The sequence below is a fragment of the Pyramidobacter sp. YE332 genome (genome assembly GCF_033060595.1).
Taxonomy (GTDB): domain Bacteria; phylum Synergistota; class Synergistia; order Synergistales; family Dethiosulfovibrionaceae; genus Pyramidobacter.
The window spans coordinates 833,032-856,648 of record NZ_CP133038.1; the positions used below are offsets into that span (position 1 = coordinate 833,032).

20 protein-coding genes, 1 tRNA gene and 1 riboswitch are annotated in these 23,617 nt (G+C 61.7%); of the genes, 13 read left to right on the plus strand and 8 right to left on the minus strand.

Translation table 11 applies throughout. The annotated features are described in order from the left end of the window. Positions 1 to 40 precede the first annotated feature (40 nt). Complete coding sequence (locus RAH42_RS03910; protein ID WP_078016352.1) at positions 41 to 1,279, plus strand: MFS transporter; 1,239 nt, start codon at positions 41 to 43, stop codon at positions 1,277 to 1,279. Between the two features lie 103 nt (positions 1,280 to 1,382). Further along, positions 1,383 to 2,288 carry a poly-gamma-glutamate system protein gene (gene pgsW / locus RAH42_RS03915; RefSeq protein ID WP_317540004.1) on the plus strand — a complete coding sequence of 302 codons (906 nt, stop codon included), beginning with the start codon at positions 1,383 to 1,385 and terminating at the stop codon, positions 2,286 to 2,288. 191 nt (positions 2,289 to 2,479) lie between these two features. Here the strand turns inward: pgsW and RAH42_RS03920 are convergent, their stop codons facing one another. Beyond that, positions 2,480 to 3,436, minus strand: coding sequence for a carbohydrate kinase (locus tag RAH42_RS03920; protein ID WP_078016354.1), 957 nt, complete (start codon positions 3,434 to 3,436; stop codon positions 2,480 to 2,482). A gap of 117 nt (positions 3,437 to 3,553) precedes the next feature. Then, positions 3,554 to 3,663: riboswitch (TPP riboswitch) on the plus strand. A 38-nt stretch (positions 3,664 to 3,701) separates the two neighbouring features. Here RAH42_RS03920 and thiT point away from each other — a divergent pair. The 4 genes from thiT (at position 3,702) to RAH42_RS03940 (ending at position 7,391) form a co-directional block, all read left to right on the plus strand. Next, positions 3,702 to 4,205: an energy-coupled thiamine transporter ThiT gene (gene thiT, locus RAH42_RS03925; protein WP_078016355.1), complete on the plus strand. Its 504-nt coding sequence runs from the start codon at positions 3,702 to 3,704 to the stop codon at positions 4,203 to 4,205. Positions 4,206 to 4,227: 22 nt separating this feature from the next. Next, complete coding sequence (locus RAH42_RS03930; RefSeq protein WP_078016356.1) at positions 4,228 to 5,256, plus strand: hypothetical protein; 1,029 nt, start codon at positions 4,228 to 4,230, stop codon at positions 5,254 to 5,256. Between the two features lie 149 nt (positions 5,257 to 5,405). Then, positions 5,406 to 6,635 (plus strand): class I SAM-dependent rRNA methyltransferase, encoded by a 1,230-nt coding sequence (locus RAH42_RS03935; protein ID WP_078016357.1) that lies wholly within the window; start codon positions 5,406 to 5,408, stop codon positions 6,633 to 6,635. Positions 6,636 to 6,659: 24 nt separating this feature from the next. Continuing rightward, on the plus strand, positions 6,660 to 7,391 hold the full coding sequence (locus tag RAH42_RS03940; protein WP_078016358.1) for a glycosyltransferase: 732 nt from the start codon (positions 6,660 to 6,662) through the stop codon (positions 7,389 to 7,391). A gap of 58 nt (positions 7,392 to 7,449) precedes the next feature. Here the strand turns inward: RAH42_RS03940 and RAH42_RS03945 are convergent, their stop codons facing one another. Genes RAH42_RS03945 through RAH42_RS03955 form a run of 3 tightly spaced genes read right to left on the minus strand, consistent with a single transcriptional unit; the run spans position 7,450 to position 10,184 of the window. Then, entirely contained in the window at positions 7,450 to 8,598 is a 1,149-nt protein-coding gene (locus RAH42_RS03945; protein ID WP_317540005.1) for a glycosyltransferase, read from the minus strand. A 12-nt stretch (positions 8,599 to 8,610) separates the two neighbouring features. Then, complete coding sequence (locus tag RAH42_RS03950) at positions 8,611 to 9,483, minus strand: NAD-dependent epimerase/dehydratase family protein (RefSeq protein ID WP_078016366.1); 873 nt, start codon at positions 9,481 to 9,483, stop codon at positions 8,611 to 8,613. A gap of 5 nt (positions 9,484 to 9,488) precedes the next feature. Beyond that, positions 9,489 to 10,184: a sugar transferase gene (locus RAH42_RS03955; protein ID WP_274703149.1), complete on the minus strand. Its 696-nt coding sequence runs from the start codon at positions 10,182 to 10,184 to the stop codon at positions 9,489 to 9,491. Positions 10,185 to 10,310: 126 nt separating this feature from the next. Here RAH42_RS03955 and RAH42_RS03960 point away from each other — a divergent pair, with 126 nt between their 5' ends. Then, complete coding sequence (locus RAH42_RS03960) at positions 10,311 to 12,464, plus strand: 3'-5' exonuclease (protein WP_317540006.1); 2,154 nt, start codon at positions 10,311 to 10,313, stop codon at positions 12,462 to 12,464. 234 nt (positions 12,465 to 12,698) lie between these two features. Here the strand turns inward: RAH42_RS03960 and RAH42_RS03965 are convergent, their stop codons facing one another. Next, positions 12,699 to 13,016, minus strand: coding sequence for an IS30 family transposase (locus RAH42_RS03965; RefSeq protein ID WP_143521780.1), 318 nt, complete (start codon positions 13,014 to 13,016; stop codon positions 12,699 to 12,701). 36 nt (positions 13,017 to 13,052) lie between these two features. Between RAH42_RS03965 and RAH42_RS03970 the strand changes: the two genes are divergently transcribed. The 4 genes from RAH42_RS03970 to RAH42_RS03985 are packed head-to-tail and all read left to right on the plus strand — an operon-like array spanning position 13,053 to position 16,644. Then, entirely contained in the window at positions 13,053 to 13,781 is a 729-nt protein-coding gene (locus RAH42_RS03970) for an alpha/beta hydrolase (protein WP_317540007.1), read from the plus strand. Then, positions 13,778 to 14,569 carry a TatD family hydrolase gene (locus RAH42_RS03975; protein ID WP_078016362.1) on the plus strand — a complete coding sequence of 264 codons (792 nt, stop codon included), beginning with the start codon at positions 13,778 to 13,780 and terminating at the stop codon, positions 14,567 to 14,569. Before RAH42_RS03970 ends, RAH42_RS03975 begins: the two co-directional genes overlap by 4 nt. Beyond that, the gene (gene tgt, locus RAH42_RS03980; protein WP_078016363.1) at positions 14,562 to 15,689 is read left to right on the plus strand and encodes a tRNA guanosine(34) transglycosylase Tgt; all 1,128 of its coding nucleotides are present in this window, start codon (positions 14,562 to 14,564) and stop codon (positions 15,687 to 15,689) included. The genes RAH42_RS03975 and tgt overlap by 8 nt, the downstream gene beginning before the upstream one ends. Next, positions 15,676 to 16,644 carry an L-threonylcarbamoyladenylate synthase gene (locus RAH42_RS03985; RefSeq protein ID WP_078016364.1) on the plus strand — a complete coding sequence of 323 codons (969 nt, stop codon included), beginning with the start codon at positions 15,676 to 15,678 and terminating at the stop codon, positions 16,642 to 16,644. The genes tgt and RAH42_RS03985 overlap by 14 nt, the downstream gene beginning before the upstream one ends. A 278-nt stretch (positions 16,645 to 16,922) precedes the next feature. Here RAH42_RS03985 and RAH42_RS03990 read toward each other — a convergent pair whose 3' ends face one another. From RAH42_RS03990 to RAH42_RS04000, 3 genes are all read right to left on the minus strand, one after another. Further along, a complete protein-coding gene (locus RAH42_RS03990) occupies positions 16,923 to 17,426 on the minus strand; it encodes an IS630 family transposase (protein WP_317540008.1) in 504 nt (167 codons plus the stop codon). Between the two features lie 32 nt (positions 17,427 to 17,458). Beyond that, positions 17,459 to 17,962: a winged helix-turn-helix domain-containing protein gene (locus tag RAH42_RS03995; RefSeq protein ID WP_317539175.1), complete on the minus strand. Its 504-nt coding sequence runs from the start codon at positions 17,960 to 17,962 to the stop codon at positions 17,459 to 17,461. 104 nt (positions 17,963 to 18,066) lie between these two features. Further along, positions 18,067 to 19,089, minus strand: coding sequence for an IS30 family transposase (locus RAH42_RS04000; protein WP_317539115.1), 1,023 nt, complete (start codon positions 19,087 to 19,089; stop codon positions 18,067 to 18,069). A 503-nt stretch (positions 19,090 to 19,592) separates the two neighbouring features. Between RAH42_RS04000 and RAH42_RS04005 the strand changes: the two genes are divergently transcribed. Together RAH42_RS04005 and rpoB are read left to right on the plus strand one after the other, a co-directional pair. Then, positions 19,593 to 19,679, plus strand: a tRNA-Leu gene (locus RAH42_RS04005). A 245-nt stretch (positions 19,680 to 19,924) separates the two neighbouring features. Beyond that, the gene (rpoB, locus tag RAH42_RS04010; protein WP_078017089.1) at positions 19,925 to 23,614 is read left to right on the plus strand and encodes a DNA-directed RNA polymerase subunit beta; all 3,690 of its coding nucleotides are present in this window, start codon (positions 19,925 to 19,927) and stop codon (positions 23,612 to 23,614) included. The last annotated feature ends 3 nt before the right edge of the window (positions 23,615 to 23,617 follow it).

Here is a 23,617-nt window from a genome sequence, read left to right on the forward strand (position 1 = left end):
AAGGGAGCGCCACGCTCCCGAAGCGGGGAAGAGGCTGAAAATGAATCGAAACGCGGAGTCGGGGGAAAAGAATTCATCGTATCGTTACGTCATTGCGGCCGTGAGTTTTATGTTCATGTTTGTAGCCATGGGGCTGGGCAACGCTCCCAACGGGCAGTATCTTGCCCCGGTGACGCGGGAGTTCGGCCTGAGCCGGGCCGATTTTTCCCTGACCTTCAGCATGAGGTATCTGTTCACGACGATTTTCAATCTGCTGTGGCTGAAAATTTTTACGAAGATCGGCATCCGCCGGACGGTCGGCGCCGGTTTTCTGTTCCTCGCGGCGGCGTTTTTCATCTTTTCGTCTTCCAGCACGCTGCCCGGGTTTTACGCCGGCGGCATCCTGCAGGGCACCGCGCTGGCCCTGTGCACCAGCGCGTCCTGTTCTTATCTGGTGGACAACTGGTTCACGGAGCGCAAAGGCACCGTGCTGGGCATTGTTTTTGCTGCCAGCGGCATCGGCGGCGCCCTCGGCAACGTGCTCGTGGCGCGCTGGATCGCGCAGAACGGCTGGCGTTTCTCCTACCGTTTGACTTCGTTCCTGATCCTGGGCATCGGCCTCGGTCTGACGTTGTTCGTGCGCGTGCGCCGCAGGCCGGAAAACGCCGCTTTGCAAAAGGCGCGCGCAGAGCCTTCCGACGCCGGACCGTCGCTTGCGGAGCTACGCCGTACGGGCCGTTTTTACGCGCTGTTCGCGATCGTGTTCGTGCTCGGCTGGCTGTGCAATCCTGTCTATACGATCGCTCCCGCGCATCTGGTGGATCGCGGTTTCGATCCCGTCTTTGCCGGGCAGATGACGGGGCTGATGTTCATCGTGCTGGGCGCGGCCAAGGTCCTCTGGGGCGCGCTGTACGACCGTTTCGGGCTTCGGCCTGTATTCCTGACGAGCTGCGCGTGCGGCGTCGCCGCGCTGCTGACGCTTTCCCGCGCCTCGGGCGAGCTTTCCGCCGTCGCGTTCGCCGTGCTGCTGGGCTTTGCCATGCCGGTGGAGACCATCATGGTGCCGCTGCTGGTGACGAATCTTCTGGGGGCTCGGGCGTATACGGCGATGATCGGCGTTTTCTTCGCGCTCATGTCCGCCGGCATCGCCGTCGGCAACCCGCTGATCAACTTCGGTTACAGCCTCGCCGGCAGTTACTCGCCCGTGCTGATCCTCTACGCCGGGCTCTTTGCGCTCTGCGCCGCTCTGTATCTGTGGTGCGAACGCGAGGCGGAACGTTTTGGAAAAAGAGCCCATTGAAAGATCGCGACAGAAAAAACTCGGAAACAGCCGCTCCGTTTCTGAGTTTTTATTGTCCGTGCGCCGCGACGTCATGAAGGTGGGAACGATGAAAAGAATTTTCTTGTGTTTGGTTCTGGCGCTGGCGGCACGTTCCGCTTGCGCCTTCGAAGACGCGAGGCAGAACGCTGCGGTCGATTTGATGCGCCGCTGCGAGGCGGTGCTGTGGGAAGAAAAGTTGAGGCGCGTGCCCGATTTCGACGTGCGCCTCGATCCCGATCGTACCGGCTTGGTGGGCGAGGAGTTCACCGCGCTGGCCACGACCCCCGGCAGCTGGCACGACAAGCGCGCGGCCGCCCAGCCGGAAATGGCCGGGGCCCTGGCCGGCTATCTGATCCGCGCCGGCGTCAGAGAAGGAGATTGGATCGGCATCAACGCCACCAGTTCCTACCCCGGTTTCACGATGGCCGCGCTCTGCGCGGCGCGAACGCTGAAACTGAACACGGTCTTCGTGCTCTCCTACGGCGCTTCCATGTATGGCGGCACGCTGCCGCAGTTCACCGTGCCGGTGATGCTCGACGCGCTGCGCGAACGCGGCGTCATGGACGTGAAGATCGACGCGCTGACGCCGGGCGGCATGGACGACCGCATGCGCCGGAACGTCCTCGATGAGGATGTGCTGCCGCTCGTGCGCCGGCTCATGAGCGAGCGCCGCGAAACCTGCATGATCCCGGCAGATCTCCGCATGTCCATGGCTTTCCGGCAGATGCTCTTCGCTGCAAAGCCCATCACAGCCTTCATCAGCTGCGGCGGTTCGTGGCTGAGCCTTGGGCGCAGCATGGAAGAAGGCGCCGTTCTGCCTCACGGGCTGATCATGCCGCCCTGGCCGGTAAAGCCGAAAACGTGGGATCGCGGCCTGATCATGGATTTTCTCGAAAAAGGCGTGCCCTGCATCCATCTGCTGTTCACCAAAGGTGTGTGCCGCGACTGGGATCTGCCTCACGGCACGGGGCCCGAACCGAATTTCTGATACCGGTTTTCAATGGAAAGGCGTCGTTGAAAATATTGCGCATCGGCGCGGGAAAAAATGAGAATTGACGATAAATCGGGATTGTTCCACGTAGAACAGTCCGCACGAAAAAGCCTGCCGATCGAGCGATCGGCAGGCTTTTTCCGTTTGTCGCTTTTTCGTTCTTCTTGGCGTTCTTCGCCGCCTTACGCTCACTGATGCGTGCCGTTGGCGCCGTAAATGTCGCGGAAGCGGGGCATGGCGGCGATGGCGCCCCTCTTTTCGCAGACGCGGGCGGCGACGGCCGAAGCGCCGGAACCGATCCAGCGCGCCTGTTCCGCGGTCAGTTCGTCCCAAGCGGTGGCGTCGGGCAGGCTGAACAGGCCGCGCAGCAGACCGGCGGCATAGCCGTCGCCGCAGCCGGTCGTGTCGGCGACGGCGACCGAGTAGGCGAAGAGGCGCTCGCAGACCTGGCCGGAAGCGATCAGCGAACCTTGCGCGCCGGCGGTGAGGACGGTGAGCGCGCCGCGGCGGGCCTGGTGCATGGCGGCGAAGCTGTCGTTGACGTCCTCGCCGGGGAAGAACCATTCGATGTCGTCGCGGCTGAATTTGACGAGCTGCGGGCGGATCATGAATTTCAGCGCCCGTTCGCAGTAGTTTTGCTTGTCGGCGATCAGCGCGGGACGGACGTTGAGATCGAACGACACGGGAACGCCGGCATCGTAGAATTTTTCCGCCAAGGCTTCCTGCGCGGACGCGCCCGGTTCGGAGGCGAGCATGACGCCGCCGCAGTGCAGGCCGCTGAAGTCGTTCGGGTCGATCTCTGCCACGTCGTCGGGCGTCACGGATTCGTCGGCGCAGCCCGCGCGGCGGAAGGCGAAGTTCGGTTGCCCCGAGGTGGCGAGGCGCACTTGCGCAGCGGCGGTGGCGCGGTCTTTTTTGTAGACGGTGAAGCGGTGGTCGATGCGCTCGCGGTCGAACAGCCGCAGCAGCGCGCGTCCTTCCTCGTCGCCGCCGATGCCGCCGCAGAAGGCCGCCGGTAGTTCGAGCCGCGCCGCGCCGACGGCGGCGTTGAGCACGGAACCGCCGGGCAGGGAGCTTTGCAGTTCGCCTGCGGCGTCGTAAAACTGGTCCATCAGCGCTTCCCCAAAGAACAGAACTGGTCTCATCGTCTTTTTCTCCTTTTGTGCCGCTGGGACGGCGCGTTCGTTTTCACAAGTCTACCATAGCCGGGGGCCTTTCGGCGAGACGGTCTTGACGCGTCCGCCCGGAACGATGATAATAAAAGCAGGAACCGGGGGCGTCGGCGTATCCGGCTGAGAGGAGACGAAACGGTCTCGACCCTTGGAACCTGATCCGGTTCATACCGGTGCAGGGAAGGTGCGGGTTTTCCCGTCCCCTGTAAATCTTTTGATTTTACGGGAGGTCTTTTTGATGTATCAACGCAGCAAAACGCAGTCGGTGGTGGAGGCGGCGCTGTGCATTGCGCTGGCGGTGGTGTTCTCGCGGCTGAGGCTGTTCCGTCTGCCTCAGGGCGGTTCGGTGACGCTGGAGATCGTGCCGCTGCTGGTGTACGCGATGCGCTGGGGACTGTTGAAGGGGATCGGCGCGGGCGCCGTGGCCGGCCTTCTGCAGTACGTGATGGGCGGCTACGTGGTCCATCCCGTGCAAGGGATGCTCGATTATCCGCTGGCCTACGCGGCGCTGGGGCTGGCGGCGCTGGGCGGGGAACACGTCTTCGCCGGCATCCTTGTCGCCGTGGCGGCGCGGATCGTCTGCCATGTGGCCTCGGGCGTGGTGTTCTTCGCGTCCTACGCGCCGGCGGGCACGCATCCGCTGGTCTACTCGCTGCTGTACAACGGCAGCTTCATGGCCGCCAACATGGTGATCGCGCTGATCCTGGTGCCGCTGATTTTGGCGCGGCTGAAAAAATTCTGAGCGATACGGAGGTGGCGCCGTCGTGAAAAAGAAGCGTCTTCTGAAAATCGCGGCGTGCGCTCTGCTGGCGCTCGCTTTCGCGGCCGCGCCGTCGCAGGCCTCCGTGGAGAGCGCGTTGGAAGCGTGCCGCTCCGAAAACGGCCTGCTGCCCGATCGGCCCGGCGGCAGCACTTATTCGTCGGAAGTGCTTGTGCGCGAACTGCGCCTGCGTCTGCTGCAGAACGACCGTGAGCGCTTTGAGGCGCTCTACCGCTTGGCGGTGAAGCACTTCCAGTCGCCGCTGATGCTGCTGTACCGGCAGCTGGACGCTTCTTTGCAGCCGGTAGCGTGGGAGGACCGCACCGCGACGGACCTGCAGTTCTGCCGCGTGCTGCTCGACGCGGCGGAACGATGGGACGAGCCGCACTACCGCGAGCGGGCGCTGAAAACGGCGGGGCGCATGCTGCGCTTCAACGTCTACCGCAACGTGCTGATCAACGGCGCCTCGTGGAAAGAACGGGAGTCCGGGATTTTCAGCATTTACGAGCCCAGCCACCGTCTCAGCCTCGGCGCTGTCGACGTGAAGGCGCTGCTGCAGCTGCAAAGTTTTTCTTCCCAGTGGGAGCCGGTGGCGCAGCGCTGTCTCGGCATCCTGCTGGCGGGGAGCGGCGCGCAGACGCTGCGGCTGGCTTACGACGTGGACAAGCGCAGTTACGTGGACAGCCAGGACGGTTCTCTCGACGCGCTGTTGATCATGGCCAATCTGCTGGACGGCGGCCTTGTGCCGCTTCATTCCATGGACCGTCTGGTGGAAAGGCTTCGCGCCGAGCCGACCTGTTTCGTCGAAGGCGAACAGGCGTCGCTGGCGGCCGCTTCGCTGGGCGCTTACGTGCTGGCTCAGGCGGGGCGCGCGGCGGAATCGCGTCAGGTCTTTCTGCTTCTTGAAGAACAGTTCGGCGCCGGCGGAGAGCTGCTGCGCGCTCCCGGGCAGCAGCCGTCGATCCTGCACAATCTCATGTATCTGATCGTGCGCGAGATCCTCGAACCGGAAAGAAGCATGGAGGCCCGCTGAACGAGAAGCTTTTCCGAAAAGAAAAACAGGGGCGGACGACCGGGAAAATTTGGCCGTCCGCCCCTGTTTTTGCCGCAAAAGCCGGTTCGCATGATGGTATAATGGCGAAAAATCGCGGCCGCTCGGGCCGATCTTCGAGGAGTGCGATCATGAAACAGGAACGACATTATCCGCGCTTCGCCGTCACGCCCAAGGCGGAGCGCAGCGTCAAAAGCGGCCATCCGTGGGTCTACGGCGAAGAGGTCACGGACGTTCGGGGACAATACGCCCCCGGCGATCTCGTCGACGTGGTGAGCCGCGGCGGAACGTACCTCGGCACGGGGTTCGTCAACGACCGTTCCAAGATCCGCGTCCGCCTCATCTCCGCCAACGCCAACGACCGCTTCGACGCCGCTTTCTTCGAGCGCCGTCTGCGCTACGCGCTGAACTACCGCAAAACGGTGATGGGCGATCAGTACGACTGCTGCCGTTTGATCTTCGGCGACGCCGACAACTTTCCCGGCCTGACCGTGGACCGCTTCGACGACGTGCTGGTGGCCGAAGTGCTGTCGCTCGGCATGGACAAGTTGAAAGAGCTGCTGTTCCCCATGCTGGTGCGGCTGCTGCGCGAGGGCGGGCAGAAGATCAGCGGCCTGTACGAGCGCAGCGATTCTGTAATCCGCGACCTTGAGGGCCTGCCGCGGCACAGCGGCGAGTTCGCCATGGACGGCTGCTCGCTGGCCGGGCGCCGCACGGCGCGCATCTGCGAGAACGGCGTGCTCTACGACGTCGACTTCGTGGAGGGGCAGAAGACGGGCTTCTTCCTCGACCAGAAGTTCAACCGCGCTGCGGCGGCCCGCCTGTGCGCCGGTCTGAACGTGCTGGACTGCTTCACCCACACCGGCTCGTTCGCGCTCAACGCCGTCAAGGGCGGCGCGGCGCACGTCACCGCCGTGGACGTTTCCGCGAGCGCTCTGGAGATGGCGCGCCGCAACGCCGCGCTGAACGGCTGCCTCGACCGCGTGGACTTCGTCGCCGCCGACGTCTTCGACCTGCTCGCCGACATGGCCTGCCGCGCCCGCGGCGAGTACGGCATGATCATCCTCGACCCGCCTGCCTTCGCCAAATCGCGCCGCAGCGTGCGCGACGCCGCCCGCGGCTACAAGGAGATCAACCTCAAGGCCATGAGGCTGCTGCCCCGCGGCGGCTACCTCGCCACCGCCTCGTGCTCCCACTTCATGACCGACGAGCTGTTCCGCCAAACGCTGGCCGCCGCGGCCGCCGACGCCAAAGTCAGCCTGCGCCGGATCGAAGCCCGCGGCCAATCCCCCGACCATCCCGTCCTCTGGGGCGTGCCGGAAACCGAGTACCTCAAGTTCTATCTGTTTCAGGTGGTATAAAATCAGCGTCAGGGGTGAGAAGACGTGGCGATTCCCAAAATCATCCATTACTGCTGGTTCGGCGAAAAGAAATTCCCCGCGCTGGGACGCCGGTGTCTTGCTTCATGGAAGAAATATCTGCCCGATTACAGGATCGTTCTTTGGAACGAGCTGAATTTCGACCTTTCCGCGTTCCGGTTTACACGGGAAGCGGCGGCCATGAAAAAATGGGCCTTCGTCTCGGATTTTCTGCGGATTTACGCCTTGTATCATCAAGGCGGGGTTTATCTGGACAGCGACGTCGAGGTGCTGAAGCCGCTCGATGGCTTTTTGCGGCATCGCGCTTTTACTGGATTCGAGCGTCCCGGCTGTCCCGTGACCGGGATCATGGGAGCCGAGGCGGGACACCCGTGGATCGAAGGATTGCTCGATGACTACGTGCGGAAACGTTTCGTCGATGAAAACGGCGCTCCCGATCTGACCCCGAATACGGGACTGATCACGCGGGACCTTCAGGAACGGTACGGCGTGCTTTTGAACAATCGAAAGCAGTTTCTTGACGACGGCCTGTGTATCTATCCGCAGGAGATCTTTTGCCCGCTGACCCTGAAAGGTGAAAATTACGGAAAAAATTTTGCCGGCGCCTTTACGGTCCACTGGTTCGCGGGCAGCTGGCGTCCGCCGGGCGCCCGTCTGGTGAGCGGGCTGGGGAGAGTGCTGCGGAAAGTCCATCTGTATAATGCGGCGCGGCGGATCGTGCGGGGGAAAGACGCCTAGTTCCCGTCCCGCCGGGAAACTTGCCCTCCCCGTCGCGGCGGCACAGCGCGGAACGGAATTATCGTTTCTTTTGCCGAGGCGCGGGAGCTGAAGAGAGAAGTCCGGCGTAGAGTTGTTCGTGCATTTTTTGGAGGCGTTCGATGGCGTAGTTTTTGACCTTTTCCGAGGCCCGTCTGACGTGCTCTCGGCAAGGCGCGGGCGCGCCGAAAACGGCGTGGAACGCGTGTGCCAGCGCTTCCGTGTCGCCTACGGGCACGAGCGTGCCGCAGCCGCCGGCGAGCAGGTCGCGCGTGCCGCGGACGTCGGCGCCGATCGCCGGCGTGCCCATGGCCATGGCTTCCAGTATCGAACGGGGCAGACCTTCGCGTTCCGAGGGCAGCACGGCGGCGGCCGCGCCTTTGAGCAGCGCGGGGACGTCGTCGCGCTGGCCGAGGAAGTGGCAGCGTTTTTCGACGCCGCAGCGGCGGGCCAGCGCTTGCGTTTCCGCGAACAGCGGCCCCTGTCCGGCGAAGGCGAGATGAAGGCGCGGCTCCTCGATTCGTGCGAGCGCCCTGACGGCGTCGCGGTGGCGTTTGCCGGGATTGAACTCGGCGATCATGAGAAGGTAGAGCTCCTGCGGCATCAGCTGCATTTCCCGGCGCGCGGCGGCGACCTGCGCGTCGCTGACGGCGCCGCTGCTGTATCGCGATAGATCGACGCCGATCCCCGGCATCAAGGCGACGTTTTCGCGCGGAACGATGCGGTGTTTCTGCGCGGCGTCGTAGTCTTCGCGGTTGATGACGACCAAACGGTCTGTCCAGCGCCCGGCGAGTTTCTCGAGGGCGATGAACAGGCCGTTTTTTATTTTCGAGTTGCCCTTGAAGAAATGAAAGCCGTGCGCGGTGTACACGACCTTGACCTGCCCCGCCGCGCGCAGGCCGCGCAGGGCGAAGCGGGCGACGAACGCCGCTACGGGCGTGTGGACGTGAACGATGTCGTATTTTTCGCGAGCGACCAGTTCGCGTACGGCGCGCGGCGCGCGCGAAATTATGCGGGTCGAGAGGGCGGCGTCCCCAGTCGACGGCGTAAAAACGATCGAAATGACTTTCCGCGGCGGGAAAGGGATCGCGCGCGTTGGCCATCGCGTCGACCTGCCAGCCTTGGGCGCGGAAATAATCGCCGTAAGGAAGCAGGAAGTCGCGCAGCGTTCTTTGGATCGTTGTCGCAATAAGAAGTTTTTTCATCGTAAATTCTCGAATGCGTTCAGCGTTTCCACGAGAGATTGCTCGAACGGCACGATATCGTACTCTTCGCATCGACTTAACTCCCGAGCGTAGCAGAGAGAGCCGAAGGCCTTGTCGACCGCCGGCGTGAAGCGGCGCAAAAAATACAGCGTGGGATTGAGAAGTCTCGTGAGAGTGATGTTCCGCCCCTGGAGCGCGCCCAGACGGCGCACCAGATCGGAAGTGCCGACATAAGCGCTGTTTTGCGGGAAGAACGTGCCGGAGTCCTCCCGGTCGACGATCAGGCGGAGCTGTTCGCAGAGGTTGCCGATATAGATCATGCTGCGGCGGTTTTCCACTTTGGGAAAAAGCGGCAGGCGGCGCGCGCATCCGATCAGCGCGGGAAAGTTCCCCCCGCAGCCCGGGCCGTAAATCAGAGGGGCGCGGACGACGGCGATCCTGAACGCCGGCGCGGCGAGCGCGGCGAGTCTCCCTTCGGCTTCCAGCTTTGACTGTCCGTAAATGTTCGACGGCGCGGGGACGGTCCCGGCCGCGATGATTTTTTCCTCTCCCGGCGGCGCGCTGTCGCCGTAAACGGCGATGCTGCTCATGAAGACGAACTGTCCGACGCCCTCGCGACGCGCCTTGAGCGCGGTCTCCTCGGCGAGGTCGCGGTTGACGCGCCGATAAAACTCGTCGGGCGCGGCGGACAGGTGCGCGATCCCCGCGCAGTGAATCAGGGCGTCGTAACCGGCGAAGCTGTGCCGGCGCCACTCCGCGCCGCGCAGGCTGACGAAGTCGGTCCGGTAGCGGCCGCCGAAGCGTTCCAGCCATCTGGCGAAAGAGCGTCCCACAAAGCTGCGGGCGCCGGCGACGAGAATTTTTTTCATGGCGGTCAATCCTTCGCGCCTTTGATCTTTTCGAGCGCGCGGGGCCGCTTGATCTCCGTTGGCGGCGCGATGATCGTTTCCCCTTCGCCGGCGTCGATGCCGTTGCGGCGCAGGACGACGGCGGCGGTGCGCCAGAGGATCTTGAGGTCGAGCCACAGGCTGAGGCGGTCGACGTATTCGAGATCGTACTGGAGGCGCTTTTCCCAGCTCATGGCGTTGCGGCCGTTGATCTGGGCCAGTCCCGTGAGGCCCGGGCGGACGGAGTGGCGGCGCGCTTCCTCTTCGCTGAAGAGCGGTAAAAAATCGACCAGCAGCGGACGCGGCCCGACGAGGCTCATCTCGCCCTTGAGGACGTTCCACAGCTCGGGCAGTTCGTCGAGGCTCGAACGGCGCAGCCAGCGGCCGAACGGCGTGAGGCGCTCCCGGTCGGGCAGCGGGCGTCCCGAAGCGTCGACGGCCTGGCGCATGGAACGGAACTTGTAGTTCAGAAAAATCTTTTCGCCGCGCCCCGGGCGCGGCTGAGCGAAGACGACGGGAGAGCCCAGCTCCCTTTTCACCCGCAGCGCGACCCGGATCATCAGCGGGGAAAAAATCAGCAGCGCCCCCAACGATCCGACGATATCCATAAGCCGCTTGAGCGGCAGATAACTTTTTCCGCTGATCAGGATCATGTCTTTGGCCTCCGCGAAGATTTTTTTCATTATATCCCACCGGCCGCGAAATGGGGCGCGGTTCCTTCCCGCCGCGTTTCGTTTTGCCGCCGCCTTGATTTCTTCGGCGCTTCCTGTATGATGATTGGTATTCGTGGAAGAAAGGGGGCGGCGGCGTTGGAAGACATTCTCGAAGGGCTGAGCGCGGCCCAGCGCGAGGCCGTGACGGCGACGGAAGGTTACGTGCGCGTCATCGCTGGCGCCGGATCGGGCAAGACGCGCGCCCTGTCGCGGCGCTTCGCCTGGCTGGTGGAAGGGCTGGGCGTGATGCCTGGGCACATCCTCTGCGTCACCTTCAGCAACAAGTCGGCCAACGAAATGCGCCAGCGCATCCACGCGCTCACCGGCGACAACGACACGGGCTACGTCAACACGTTTCACGGCTTCTGCGTCTCCGTCCTGCAGGAGGACAGCCACGCCGTGCAGTATCCGAAAAGCTTCATCGTCCTCGACAACTCCGACATCGACGACATCCTCAGGATCGTTTACGCCGAGCGCGGCCTGACGCTGCGCGACATGACTTTCGCCGAGGCGCGCGACATGTTCGAGATCCGCAAGCTCTTCAAGGAACCGCTGTACTGCCGCGACCTGATCGCCCTGCCGCTGGAGCGGCTGCGCAAAAAGTACGAGGAAGCCGCGGAGCCGTCGGACATTTTGTTTTACGGCTATCTCTATCAGCAGAAGAAATGCTTCGGCCTCGACTACAACGACCTGATCGTCTTCACGCTGCACATCTTCGAGCGCGAGCCCGAGATCCGCCGCAAGTGGCAGCAGCGCCTCGAATATATCATGATCGACGAGTTCCAGGATATCGACGGGCTCCAGTACCGCCTCATGGAAGCCCTTTGCGGCTTTCACAAGAACCTGTTCGTCGTCGGCGACCCCGACCAGACCATCTACACCTGGCGCGGCGCCAGCGTCAGGTACCTGCTCGATTTCGACGCCCGCCACCCGGGCACGCGCACGATCATGATGATGGAAAATTACCGCTCCACGCCGCAGATCCTCGCGGCCGCCAACAGCCTGATCGACAAGAACGAGACGCGCGTCAAAAAAGACCTGCTCCCCGTGCGCGCCCCCGGCGCCCCGGTGCGCTGCTTCCACGGCGAGACGGCGGAGGACGAGGCGCGCTGGATCGCCGCCGAGATCAAAAAGCTCCGCGAAGCGGACGCGCCCTACAAGTCGTGCGCGGTGCTGTATCGCGCCCATTACCTGACGCGCAGCCTGGAAGCGGCGTTTTTGAAGGAGAAGATCCCCTACACGATCTACGCCGGCGTGCAGTTCTACGACCGCGCCGAGATCAAGGACGCGCTCGCCTACCTGCGCCTGGTCGCCTACCGCGACGACCTCGCCTTCCGCCGCGTGGTCAACGCGCCGCGGCGCAACATGGGCGCGCGGCGCATGGCCTTTTTGGAAGAACAGGCGGCGTCTCGCGGCTGCTCGCTGTGGGAGGCGCTGACCGCGACGCTGGACGAGGAGATCTTCAAGGGCACCCGCGCCGCCGCCTTCGTGAGCCTGATCGAACGGTTTGCCGCCGCCGGCCCGGCCTTGCCCGTGTCGGAAGCGCTGTCCGGACTCCTCGACGAAAGCGGCTACGAAGCGATGCTGCGCACCGAGGGAGCTCAGCAGCGCCTCGACAATCTGGCCGAGTTGAAACAGTCCGTCCACGAGTACGAGACGACCTGCGGCGAGGAAAGCGGCGTCGCCGATTACCTCCGCCGCGCGGCGCTGTTCACCGACGGCGACCGCACCGAGTCGGCCGACACGGTGCGCTTCATGACCGTGCACGCGGCCAAGGGACTGGAATTTCCCCACGTGTTCCTGTGCGGCATGAACGAAGGCGTGTTCCCGACGCGCCGCACGCGCACGCTGCACGCGATGGAGGAGGAGCGCCGCCTCGCCTTCGTCGCCGTGACCCGCGCCCGCGACGCCCTCTGCCTGACGGAAGCCGACGGCCGCACGCTGGACGGTTCGCCGCGCTATCCGAGCCGCTTCATCCTCGACATCGACCAGGGACTTCTGCAGTACGTCACGCCGCCGCGTCCCGGCCTGATCGAAGAGGCCCGATACCGCATCGCCGAGAGCGAAAAGCAGCTGCGCCGCGACAGCCGGATCGAGGCGCTGCCGCTAGGTACGGCTGTGACGCACCCGGTTTTCGGTCCCGGCGTGATCGTCGAAGCGGATGCGGGCGAACTGTGCTACACGGTGCGCTTCGACCGCCTCGCCACGCCGCGCCGCCTCAGCTTCAAAGCGCCGCTGACCAAGGTGTAGCCCGCGCGTTTTGACGAGCCGGGCATGTTCGATGCGCGAATATTCGATCCAAGAGCAACGAAGTCGAGTGGAAAACCTTATCAGGAGATTTCCAGCCAAGACATTTACGCGGGCGAATGTTTAAGCGGTTGACATACATTTGGATGATTTCGTCGGGTATCTCCGTAACACCCCTCTTTAATTGGGAAAATATCCCCTCAAAAGCCCGTCGGTGTTCTCGTTCGTTCCTCTCCGTCATGGTTGATGCGGCTCGGGATAATAGAGCTTGATCCCTTCAAGACCGGCGCTGATCTGTTCGCAGTTGGAGAACTCGCAGCCACGGTCGGGGGCAACGCTCTTATGCGGCGGGTCTTTCAGCAGGTCGATGACGGTCCTGGCGACGCAGTCGGCGGTCTTGCTCTCCGCCTTGCGGCACAGAAGCATACGGCTCTTTCGGTCGACCAGAGCGGCACGACAGGCTTTCCCTATTGTGCCGCACACGGTATCGGCTTCCCAGCCGCCCAACCGCCGTCTTTCATTGGCGACCTTGGGACGCTGGGTAAGCTTGAACATGAGTGGAACATTTTATGAAAAGAAGTGGATGGAACGATGGACGCGGGGATGAGAGAAGAACGGCTCGAGATCGACGGCATTCCCATTTTGATCCGTGGAGAGGCGGCTGAAAAGGCGTTTTTGATGATCCACGGTCGGGGCGGCTGCAAAGAAGAGTGCCGCGATTTTTCGGGATTGGCGGCGAGCCGGGGCTGGCAGACGGCGGCGCTCGATCTGCCGGGGCACGGCGAGCGCCGCGGAGAGCGGAGCGGCCTTGTGCCCTGGAATGCTGTGCCGGAACTTAAGAGGGTGACGCGCTGGGCGCGTTGCCGGTGGGAATCGGTCGCCCTACGCGCGGTCAGCATCGGCGCGTGGCTTGCCATGCTGGCTTGCGCCGACGAGAAACTGTCCGGCGTCCTTTTCGTTTCGCCGCTGCTCGATATGGCCGGTTTGATCCGCAGGATGATGCAACGCGCCAGAGTGAGCGAGGAGCGTCTGCGCCGCGAAAAAATCGTCCGCGCGGCGACGGGGGAGGCGCTTTCATGGCCGTATTACGAATACGCGCGGCAGCATCCGGCAAGCGTCTGGCGTCAGCCGTGCGAAATTCTCTTGGCAGGCCGTGACGAATTGACGGACCGCGGCGCCGTGGAAAAGTTCGCGATGGCTTCGGGCGGCCGCGTGACGGTGATGGAAACAGGAGAACATTGGTTCCATACGCCGGAACAAACGGCTTTCATGCATCGCTGGGAAGAACGGGCGCTTGCCCGGCTGGAGGTTTTATCATGAACTACGTCGACAGCCACTGCCATCTCAACTCGCCGGAGCTGCGCGGCGGCATTCCCGCGGGGCTGGAGCGGGCGAAGGGCGCGGGCGTCGTCCGCATGGCGGTGATCGGCAGCACGCTGGACGACAGCGCCGAGGCGCTGGAAATCTGCCGCCGGTACAAGCCGTACGGTTTGTTCCCCGTGGTCGGAATCCATCCGCACGAAGTCAAGGATCTGCCGGCGGGCGAACTGCCGCGGGAGCTGCTGGACATGGCCGCGCTTCCCGAAGTGAAAGCCTGGGGCGAGATCGGCCTCGACTACTATTACGACCTGTCGCCGCGCGCCGTGCAGATCGAAAAGCTGGCGCAGCAGTTGGAAGCCGCCAAGACGCTGAACAAGCCCGTGGTCTTCCACGTGCGCGACGCCTACGACGATTTCTGGCCGCTGATGACGGCGGAACGCGCGCCGGAAAAGGCGGAGTTGCACTGCTTCACCGGCTCCATGGACGACGCTCGCAGGGCGCTGGACCGCGGCTGGAAGATCGGCGTCACGGGGCTGGTGACGTTTGCCAAAGCGGAGGACGTCCGCGCCGTCGTGCGCGGGCTGCCGGCGGAAGCGATCCTGTGCGAGACCGATTCGCCCTGGATGTCGCCGAAACCGTTCCGCGGCACGGTCAACGAGCCGTCGCGCGTGCCGCTGGTCTACCGCAAGGTGGCCGAAGTGAAAAACATGGCGCTGGAGGAACTGACCGCCCAGGTCTGGCGCAACAATATGGAATTTTTCGGTCTGGAGGAAGCCGCACGTGTTTGAGTATCGATTGATCGCACAGGATCCCGAGACGGGGGCGCGCGCCGGCGAGTTCGTCACGCCGCACGGCGTGATCCCCACGCCGGTTTTCATGCCCGTGGGCACGCAGGCCACGGTCAAGGCCATGAGTCCCGACGAGCTGAAGCGGATCGGCGCCAAGATCATCCTGTCCAACACCTACCATCTGTTTTTGCGCCCCGGTCCCGACCTGATCGCCAAGGCCGGCGGGCTGCACGGCTTCATGAACTGGGATCGCCCCATCCTCACCGACAGCGGCGGCTTTCAGGTGTTCTCGCTGGCCGGCATCAACAAGATCATGGACGACGGCGTCGAATTCCAGTCCCATCTGGACGGCACGCGCTATCTGATGACGCCCGAGCTGGCCACGCAGGTTCAGGAGAAGCTGGGCGCCGACATCGCCATGTGCTTCGACCAGTGCGTCAAGCTGCCCTGTTCGCGAGAGCAGGCGCAGGCCGCGGTGCAGCGCACGCTGCGCTGGGCGGCGCGCTGCAAAGCCTCTCATACCCGCGCCGGTCAGGCGCAGTTCGGCATCGTGCAGGGAGCGCTGTTCGACGACCTGCGCGCCGCCTGCGCCGAGGAACTGGCGCGGATGGACTTCCCCGGCTACGCCATCGGCGGTCTGTCGGTGGGCGAGTCGCACGCGGAGATGTACCGCTGCCTCGACGCCTTGATGCCGCGTCTGCCGGAGCGCAAGCCGCGCTATCTGATGGGCGTCGGCCATCCCGCCAATCTGATCGAGGGCATCGCCCGCGGCGTCGACATGTTCGACTGCGTGCTGCCGACGCGCAACGGCCGCACCGGCACCGCGTTCACCTGCGAAGGCAAGATGAACGTCAAAAACCGGCGCTACGCCGAGGACTTTTCGCCCATCGACCCCGAGTGCGGTTGCTACGCCTGCCGCAACTTCACGCGCGCCTACGTGCGCCACCTCTATCGGGCGGGCGAGATCCTGGCGGTGCGGCTGCTCTCGTGGCACAACATCCATTTCCTCGTCCAGCTCGCGGCCGGCGCGCGGCAGGCCATCGTCGAAGGGCGCTTCGGCGCTTACCGCCGCGAGTTCATGACGCGGTACGAAGGCGGCGCTTACCTTGAAAACGTATGACAATATCGTCCCCGTCGATTTCTGGAACCCCGACCCGGCGGTGATTGCCCGCGCCGCGGCGCTGATCCGCGCCGGCGAGCTGGTGGCCTTTCCCACCGAGACGGTCTACGGACTTGGCGGCAACGCGCTGGACGGCGAGGCGGTGAAAAAAATTTACGCCGCCAAAGGGCGTCCTTCGGACAATCCTCTGATCCTGCATTTCCCCAGCCCCGAAGCGGTGGAGGCGGCGGCGTATGTCGACGCTCGCGCCCGGCGGCTGATGGAGCGCTTTTGGCCGGGGCCGCTGACGCTGGTGCTGCCGGCTCGGGACTGCGTGTCGAAGGAGGCGCGCGGCGGGCTGACGACGGTCGGCTGCCGCATGCCCGATTATCCTGCGGCGCTGGCGTTCTTCTCCGCCTGCGGCGTGCCCGTGGCCGGACCGAGCGCCAACCGCAGCGGCCGCCCCAGCCCCACGAACGCGCGGACCGTAGCCGAGGACATCGGCTCTGCCGCGGCGATGATCCTCGACGCGGGCGAGTGCCGCGTCGGCGTCGAATCGACCGTGCTCGACGTGAGCGGCGCCGTGCCGGTGTTGCTGCGCCCCGGCGGCGTTGCCATGGAAGAGTTGCGGGAATTTCTCGGCGAAGTGGCGCTGCCCGTCGGCGTCAACGAACTCAAACGCTCGCCGGGGACCCGTTACCGCCATTACGCGCCCGCGGTGGAAGTGCGCGTCTGGGAGCCTGGCGCGGCGTTCGCCTGGCCGGAGCGTTTCACGTACATGGGCGTGGCGGCGGCGGAAGAAGAGCCCGCGCGCCAGATCCGTTTCGACAGTTTCGCAGCGTATGCCCACGGCCTTTTCACGGCGCTGCGCGAGCTGGAAAAAGACGGTCTGCCCATCGTCGCTCAATGGCCGCCGCTCGTCGGCATCGGCCGGGCGCTGCGCGATCGCATCTCCCGAGCTGCGGGGCTGGCCTGAGACGAAAAAAAATTTCAGGCTTCCCGTTCGGAAGCCGGAAATTTTTTGGTAAATTTTCAGAGTAAATGCAACCTCGTCAAAGTAAATGCGACGGGGTTGCATTTACTTTAACAGGACAAAAGCAGCAAGCAGTCATTACGAACACATAATAACGATCAAGATTGCGCTAACGGAACAAATTCAAGGGGATGAAAAGCTGTTACGAGGAAATTGTCCGAAAAAAGTGCATACAAAAGTGATCCTCAACTGAAAGCAAAATTTTCAGTTCATACTATTTCTCATTTAAAGCACCTAACAATCCATTGTCTTGCGGTAATACTCCTTATGGTCTGAGCGGTGAGATTTCTGATCGTGCGGCACAGACGCTCGACAACGTTCTCAAGCGTCGAAAAAATCTCGTTTCGAAAGCCCTGACAGCGCAGCTCTCTCCAGATCTGCTCAATGGGGTTCATCTCGGGGGTATAGGGGGGAATATGGAACAGGGTGATGTTGGCAGGAACCTGAAGCGCTTTGGACTTGTGCCAGGCAGCTCCGTCACAGCAGAGCAGAATATGGTCTTCCGGAAATCGGTGTGAAAGTTCCCGCAGGAAAACGTTCATGCAATCGCTGTCGCAGTTGGGCATGATCAGAAAGAGGCTTTCTCCCGTAAGCGGCTCTACGGCACCGTAAGCATAGCGGTATTCGCGGATGTGAAGGCAGGGAACGTTCGGTCGAATGCCTTTCCTGCACCAGCAGTATTTGGGCGTGTTGATTCTGCCGAAGCCGGCTTCGTCCTGAACCATCAGTCTGACGTTCCCTGTTGTGGATAACTCTTTTAATTCCTGAACTTGAGCGTTAATTTTTTTGAGGCCTCGATGGCCTCCTCGTTCGCTTTCCTGGGGTGACGGCTGCGCGGCATGACTTTTCTCCAGCCATGACGTTTCAGGACCGCGTAAATCTGAGTCGGACTGATAGTATGTCCCACCGCGGTCTGATAGGCTTGGGCTATTTCCGCCACCGAAACGATTTCTCCTTTCCCGGCTTTCTCCAGGTAAGGAGCAAGTACGGCTTCTTCCTGCTCATAGGTCATGTTCCGATGGTTGCCGAGGTAATGGCATTGCAGCACATACGAGAGACCGCGATGGATAAACTGCGAGATGATCTTGCTGACGTTCGTGAAGTGGTATTCCGTGATTTCGCTGATTTCTTTCAGGGTTTTCCCTTCGGCGCGCAAGCTGAGGATTCTCAGTTTGGCTTCGATCTTCTTGTTGCGATTCTTTTTCCGCGCCGCTTCGATTTCCGCTTGCTGTTCCGATGTGATCTCGTATTTTACGGGCATTCTCCATCACCTCGGGGGCATTATAACTGAGGTACGGATACTTTGGCTATACTATAATGAAATAGTATCAGAGTTAATGCAATCAAGAAATTAAAAAGGAGCCGTTATTTACCGGCGAGAAGAGTCCGCTTTAAACAGATATCCTGTGGCGGAATAAGTTCGAGTCCGAGTAAATGCAATACGTCCTCGCCATACAGGTTGATAAAGATCTCTGCAGGAGATTTTCCGTTAAATTTTTTCCTCCCGTATGAGTTTATATGAGACATCATCAGGTTGATATCAGTTTGGGATAAATTGTCGAAAGTTGTTCCCTTGGGAAGGATCCTTCGAATGAGAGTATGATTATTTTCAACCTTCGTTTTTTCCTGCGGTGCTTGTGGATTGCAATAGAACATATATGATTTTCTTTCTCCGTCCGGACCTTTTTCGATAGCCGTCGGATTGGAAAACTCTGTACCGTTGTCAGCAAGAAGGACCTGAAACATGGACTTATAGCGTTTCCTGCCCAGAAGAGTGAAGAGCATTGTAAAAATCTGCTCAACAGATTGAGCAGTATTTTTATCTCTCAAAAAAGCCAGCATAAAGTTGCAGTTTCTTAAGATGACAGTCAGAAGAACTTTTCCTCCTGCGGTGCCAACGACACTGTCGATTTCGGTAATAAGCATGTCCGGATGTTTCTCCGAAAAAGAGAGAAAATCATTGTAGGTACGGCCTTCACGACATTTTTTATCCACCTTCATGTTATTTCTTTTTCCCTTTCTCTTCTTAAAACGGACAGCTCGGGGCAAGTCTATTTTCCGTGCCTCTAAAATACCCGAAAGCAGGAGCCGTCTGGCGGTACTTTCAGAACAGGGAACAGTATCTCGATTATTACGGATAATATGATAGAGAGACTGCCCCTGTTTGATGAGAGGAGAGAAAAAAGAATCAATATCTGCAAGCTCGGCATCGGAGATATTGAAGCCTTCACGAGCCTCATGCAAAGTTTTCTCGTAAGAGTCATTTGCAGATTTAGCAGAATAGATCCGTTTTTTTAAAGTGCAGCGGTGACGGTTGGGGCAGCCGTTACAGACATACGGAGGAACCGAAAGCTGCGGGCAGACCTCCTCCTTAAAGTCAGGACACATCGTATTACATCTTGAGCACCGGAAACACAGTGAACGGCATTTCGGAGAGGTGTTACAAAGGGAAGTAACGGAGCAGTCATACCGGTGAAGGCAGCAGTTTGCTGTCCGGCCATAACAGCCTTTGAAGACAGTCTCTGCATGTTTTCTGATCTCTCTGGAGATCGTACTCGGCGACTTCAGAACTGTTGAGGCAATACTTCTGAGAGATTCTCGCCGGTTGAGGGCGCTTTCAATGGCTTTTCTTTCAGCCAGAGTCAAATGTTTGTTCATGATGATGAACTCCTTTCCGAGATCTGTTGTCTCGTAAGAAAGGTCTTTCATCAATTCAGACTAAATGCAAGCTTCTTTTAATTCAGATTTAATGCAACGGGGTACCGGATGTTGGGTTGCATTTACCTTGAAGAATTTCAGGGAAATTTTTTTCGAGAAAACCCCGGCGAAAAAGTTTTTGGGGGCTTGTCAAAATCGAAAAGATCTGTATAATAACCACGTGTTCAAGAAACGCCCGGGTGGCGGAATTGGTAGACGCGCTAGATTCAGGTTCTAGTGGGCACTAGCCTGTGGGAGTTCGAGTCTCCCCTCGGGCACCATCCTTTTTGTGGGGATGGCAATGTCACCGATACGCGAGGGCTGCATCAAGCGGTGCTTGGTGCAGCCCTTTTTGTATTTTGCGCAGCTTTTTTCGCGGCGCTCACCCCCTTTTGTAAACGGCGGCGAAGCCCGTGAGCGACGGATTAACCACTTAAGTTCGCTGAACGCCGAGAGTGAAAAAATCCGTGTCGAAATTTTCTTTCTAGTGAGACTTTTATTCTGAATGTGTGGAGGTTGAACACGCATGGCTGAGTTTGTTCCGGTGAGCAAGGGGCGTCAGCGTCTGATTTTCGGCAGCGGGCACGATGTGATCCCGCTTCCCGACATGGTGGAAGTCCAGCGCGAATCCTACCGCAGTTTTTTCCAGGAAGGCGTGGCGCCGGAGGATCGCGAGCCCGTAGGCCTTCAGGAGCTCCTCGACGAAATTTCCCCGATCAGCAATTTCGACGGCAGTTTCCGTCTTGAATTCCTAGGCTACGAGATCGACGAGCCTTCCATGTCCCAGGAGGAAGCGAAGCGCCGCGACTGCACGTGGCACCGTCCTATCAGGGCCAAAGTGCGCCTGCACAACGATCGTTTGCAGGAGGTGCGCGAGGAGGAGATCTACCTCGGCGACTTCCCCGTCATGACCCCGCGCGGCACTTTCATCATCAACGGCACCGAGCGTGTCGTCGTCAATCAGCTGGCCCGCAGCGCCGGCGTGTACTTCAAGTCCGAACCCGGCGCCTCGGGCGCACAGAACTATTCGGCGAAGATCATTCCCGAGCGCGGCGCCTGGGTGGAGTTCGTCATGACCGGCGATTCGCTGTCGGTCAACATCGACAGCCGCCGCAAGCTGCCCGCCACGCTGCTGCTCAAGGCCTTCGGCCTGGGGACGAACGAAGAACTGCTCAAGGCGTTCGGCGGCGTCGTGGAAGATCTGGACATCGTCACGGAAGAAGCGGCCGGCCGCCTGCTGGCCGAGTCGGTCACCGATTCCCGCGGGCAGGTGCTGCTCCACGAAGGGACCCGACTTGACAAAGACGGGCTCGAGCTGCTCTGGGAACAGGGACGCACGTCGCTCAAGGTGTGGAATGTGGCGCCGATCTTCGTCTCCGCTCTCGAGAAGGAGAACACCAACAGCACCGACGAGGCCCTGCTGGAAATTTTGCGCCGTATGAGGCCGAACGAGCCCGTGCGCATCGAGGGCGCGCGCGAATACTTCGACGAACTGTTCCTCGACGTGCGCCGCTACACGCTGGGGCGCGTCGGCCGCTACAAGCTGAACCGCCGCCTCGGCCTGGACCTGAAGAAGGACGAATATCTGCTCACGCTCGACGATCTGATCCGCATCGTCAAGGGGCTGGTCGCTCTGCGCGACACGGAGGAGCAGCGCGACGACATGACCTTCCCCGAGATCGGCGAGGAGCGTGTCGACGACATCGACCACCTCGGCAACCGCCGCGTCCGCTCCATCGGCGAACTGCTGCAGAGCCAGCTGCGCATCGGCATGCTGCGCCTCGAGCGTATCGCCAAGGAACGCATGACCACGGTGGCCGACCTCAGCAAGGCCATGGCCCGCGATTTGATCAACGTGCGCCCGCTGGCGGCCGCCCTGCGCGAGTTCTTCGGCTCGGGGCAGCTGTCGCAGTTCATGGATCAGAACAATCCTCTCTCGGAGCTGACGCACCGCCGCCGCCTTTCGGCCCTGGGGCCCGGCGGATTGAGCCGCGAGCGCGCCGGATTCGAAGCCCGCGATGTTCACTATACGCATTACGGCCGCATCTGCCCCATCGAGACGCCCGAAGGCCCGAACATCGGTCTGGTGACTTCGCTGGGAACCTACGCGCGTCTCAACGAGTACGGCTTCCTGATCACGCCGCGCCGTCCCGTCAAAAACGGCGTGGTCTCCATGAAGGCGGAAGACATCGTCTATCTGTCCGCCGACGAGGAGGACACCTATTACGTCGGCCGCGCCAACACGCCCTTCGATCCGGAAACGGGACGCTTGACGGAAGACGCCGTATATGCCCGCTACAAGGGCGACATCGTCAAGATCGCTCCCGAACAGGTGGATTTCCTCGACGTGTCATCGAAGCAGGTCGTATCGGCTTCCGCCGCGCTGATCCCGTTCCTCGAGCACGACGACGCCAACCGCGCCCTGATGGGCTCGAACATGCAGCGCCAGGCGGTGCCCCTGCTGCTGCCCAAAGCGCCTTTCGTCGGCACCGGCATCGAAGAGCGCGTCGCCCGCGATTCCGGCTGCTGCGTCTATTCCTCCTGCGACGGTTCCGTCACCTACGTCGATTCCGACCGTATCGAAGTGACCGACGACGGCGGCGGCCGCCACGAATTCGAGCTCGACAAGTTCCTGCGTTCCAATCAGGGCACGATCATCCATCAGCGTCCAAAAGTCGACGTGGGCGACAAGGTAAAGGCCGACGAACTGCTCGCCGACGGCCAGTCCGTCGACGGCGGCGAGCTGGCGCTGGGGCGCAACGTGCTCATCGCGTTCGTGCCGTGGGAAGGGTACAACTACGAGGACGCGATCCTGCTCAGCGAAAAGCTCGTCAAGGAAGATTATTTCTCTTCCATCCACATCGAAGAGTACGAGATCGACTCCCGTGACACCAAGCTTGGGCCGGAAGAGATCACCCGCGACATTCCCAACGTCGGCGAAGACGCGCTGCGCAACCTCGACGAAGACGGCGTGGTGCGCATCGGCGCCGAGGTCAACCCCGGCGACATCCTCGTCGGCAAGGTCACGCCCAAGGGCGAAGCCGACCACAGCCCCGAGGAGAAGCTGCTGCGCGCCATTTTCGGCGAGAAGGCCGGCGAAGTGCGCGACACGTCGCTGCACCTGCCTCACGGCACGCGCGGCAAAGTCGTCTCCGTCAAGCGGCTCAACCACGTCGACAATCCCGAGTCGCTCAGCCCCGGCGTCAACGAAGTCATCAAAGTCTACGTGGCCCAGTGGCGCAAGATCACCGTCGGCGACAAGATGTCGGGACGTCACGGCAACAAGGGCGTCGTTTCCCGCATCCTCCCCGTGGAGGACATGCCCTACCTTCCCGACGGCACGCCCGTCGACGTCTGCCTCAACCCGCTGGGCGTTCCCAGCCGCATGAACCTCGGCCAGGTGCTCGAGGTCATCCTCGGTTTCGTCGCCCTCAAGAACGGCTGGCACGTCGGCACTCCCGTGTTCGAGGGCGCCACGGAAGAGGAGATCTACACGATGCTGCAGGAAATCTCCGACCGCGAGCCCGACCTGCGCGGCAAACTCTCGTCGGGCGGCACGATCCGCCTGCGCGACGGCCGTACCGGCGATCTGATGGCCGAGCCCAGCACCGTCGGCGTCATGTACATGCTCAAGCTGAACCACCTCGTCGACGACAAGCTGCACGCCCGTTCCGTCGGGCCGTACAGTCTGATCACGCAGCAGCCTCTGGGCGGAAAGGCCCAGTTCGGCGGCCAGCGTTTCGGCGAGATGGAAGTCTGGGCCCTGCAGGGCTACGGCGCCGCGCATGTGCTTCAGGAGATGCTCACCGTCAAGTCCGACGATATCCGCGGCCGCCTCAAGACCTACGAGAAGATCATCAAGGGGCAGAACCTCACCAAGCCGGGCGTGCCCGAGAGCTTCAAGGTTCTCGTCAAGGAACTGGAGGGGCTTGGCCTGACCGTTTCCATCGATTACAGCGACGGCACGTCCGGTCCCCTGCCGATCGACGACGATGACGACGGCCCGCGTCGTCCCAGCGACATCGACAACATTACCGCCAACGACATGATGTTCGCCGCCGAAGCGGATCTGCCCGGTCAGCCGGCGGAACGGGACGTTGAAGAATCCGACGGCGAGGAAGAATCCGAGATGCTGCCGGATGCGGATGAAGAAAACGCCGGCGGCGAAAACGCGGCGGATCCCGAAACTCAGGAAATGCCCAATCTGAACGAGTAAACG

Bases quoted from the DNA above. Each gene is read 5' to 3' on its own strand.
- RAH42_RS03975 (WP_078016362.1), top strand. From the start codon at position 13,778: ATGAACTACGTCGACAGCCACTGCCATCTCAACTCGCCGGAGCTGCGC.
- thiT (WP_078016355.1), top strand. From the start codon at position 3,702: ATGTATCAACGCAGCAAAACGCAGTCGGTGGTGGAGGCGGCGCTGTGC.
- RAH42_RS03965 (WP_143521780.1), bottom strand. From the start codon at position 13,016: ATGTTCAAGCTTACCCAGCGTCCCAAGGTCGCCAATGAAAGACGGCGG.
- RAH42_RS03910 (WP_078016352.1), top strand. From the start codon at position 41: ATGAATCGAAACGCGGAGTCGGGGGAAAAGAATTCATCGTATCGTTAC.
- RAH42_RS03995 (WP_317539175.1), bottom strand. From the start codon at position 17,962: ATGCCCGTAAAATACGAGATCACATCGGAACAGCAAGCGGAAATCGAA.
- RAH42_RS04000 (WP_317539115.1), bottom strand. From the start codon at position 19,089: ATGTGTCCTGACTTTAAGGAGGAGGTCTGCCCGCAGCTTTCGGTTCCT.
- RAH42_RS03935 (WP_078016357.1), top strand. From the start codon at position 5,406: ATGAAACAGGAACGACATTATCCGCGCTTCGCCGTCACGCCCAAGGCG.
- RAH42_RS03990 (WP_317540008.1), bottom strand. From the start codon at position 17,426: ATGGTTCAGGACGAAGCCGGCTTCGGCAGAATCAACACGCCCAAATAC.
- rpoB (WP_078017089.1), top strand. From the start codon at position 19,925: ATGGCTGAGTTTGTTCCGGTGAGCAAGGGGCGTCAGCGTCTGATTTTC.
- RAH42_RS03970 (WP_317540007.1), top strand. From the start codon at position 13,053: ATGGACGCGGGGATGAGAGAAGAACGGCTCGAGATCGACGGCATTCCC.
- RAH42_RS03955 (WP_274703149.1), bottom strand. From the start codon at position 10,184: ATGAAAAAAATCTTCGCGGAGGCCAAAGACATGATCCTGATCAGCGGA.
- RAH42_RS03950 (WP_078016366.1), bottom strand. From the start codon at position 9,483: ATGAAAAAAATTCTCGTCGCCGGCGCCCGCAGCTTTGTGGGACGCTCT.
- RAH42_RS03920 (WP_078016354.1), bottom strand. From the start codon at position 3,436: ATGAGACCAGTTCTGTTCTTTGGGGAAGCGCTGATGGACCAGTTTTAC.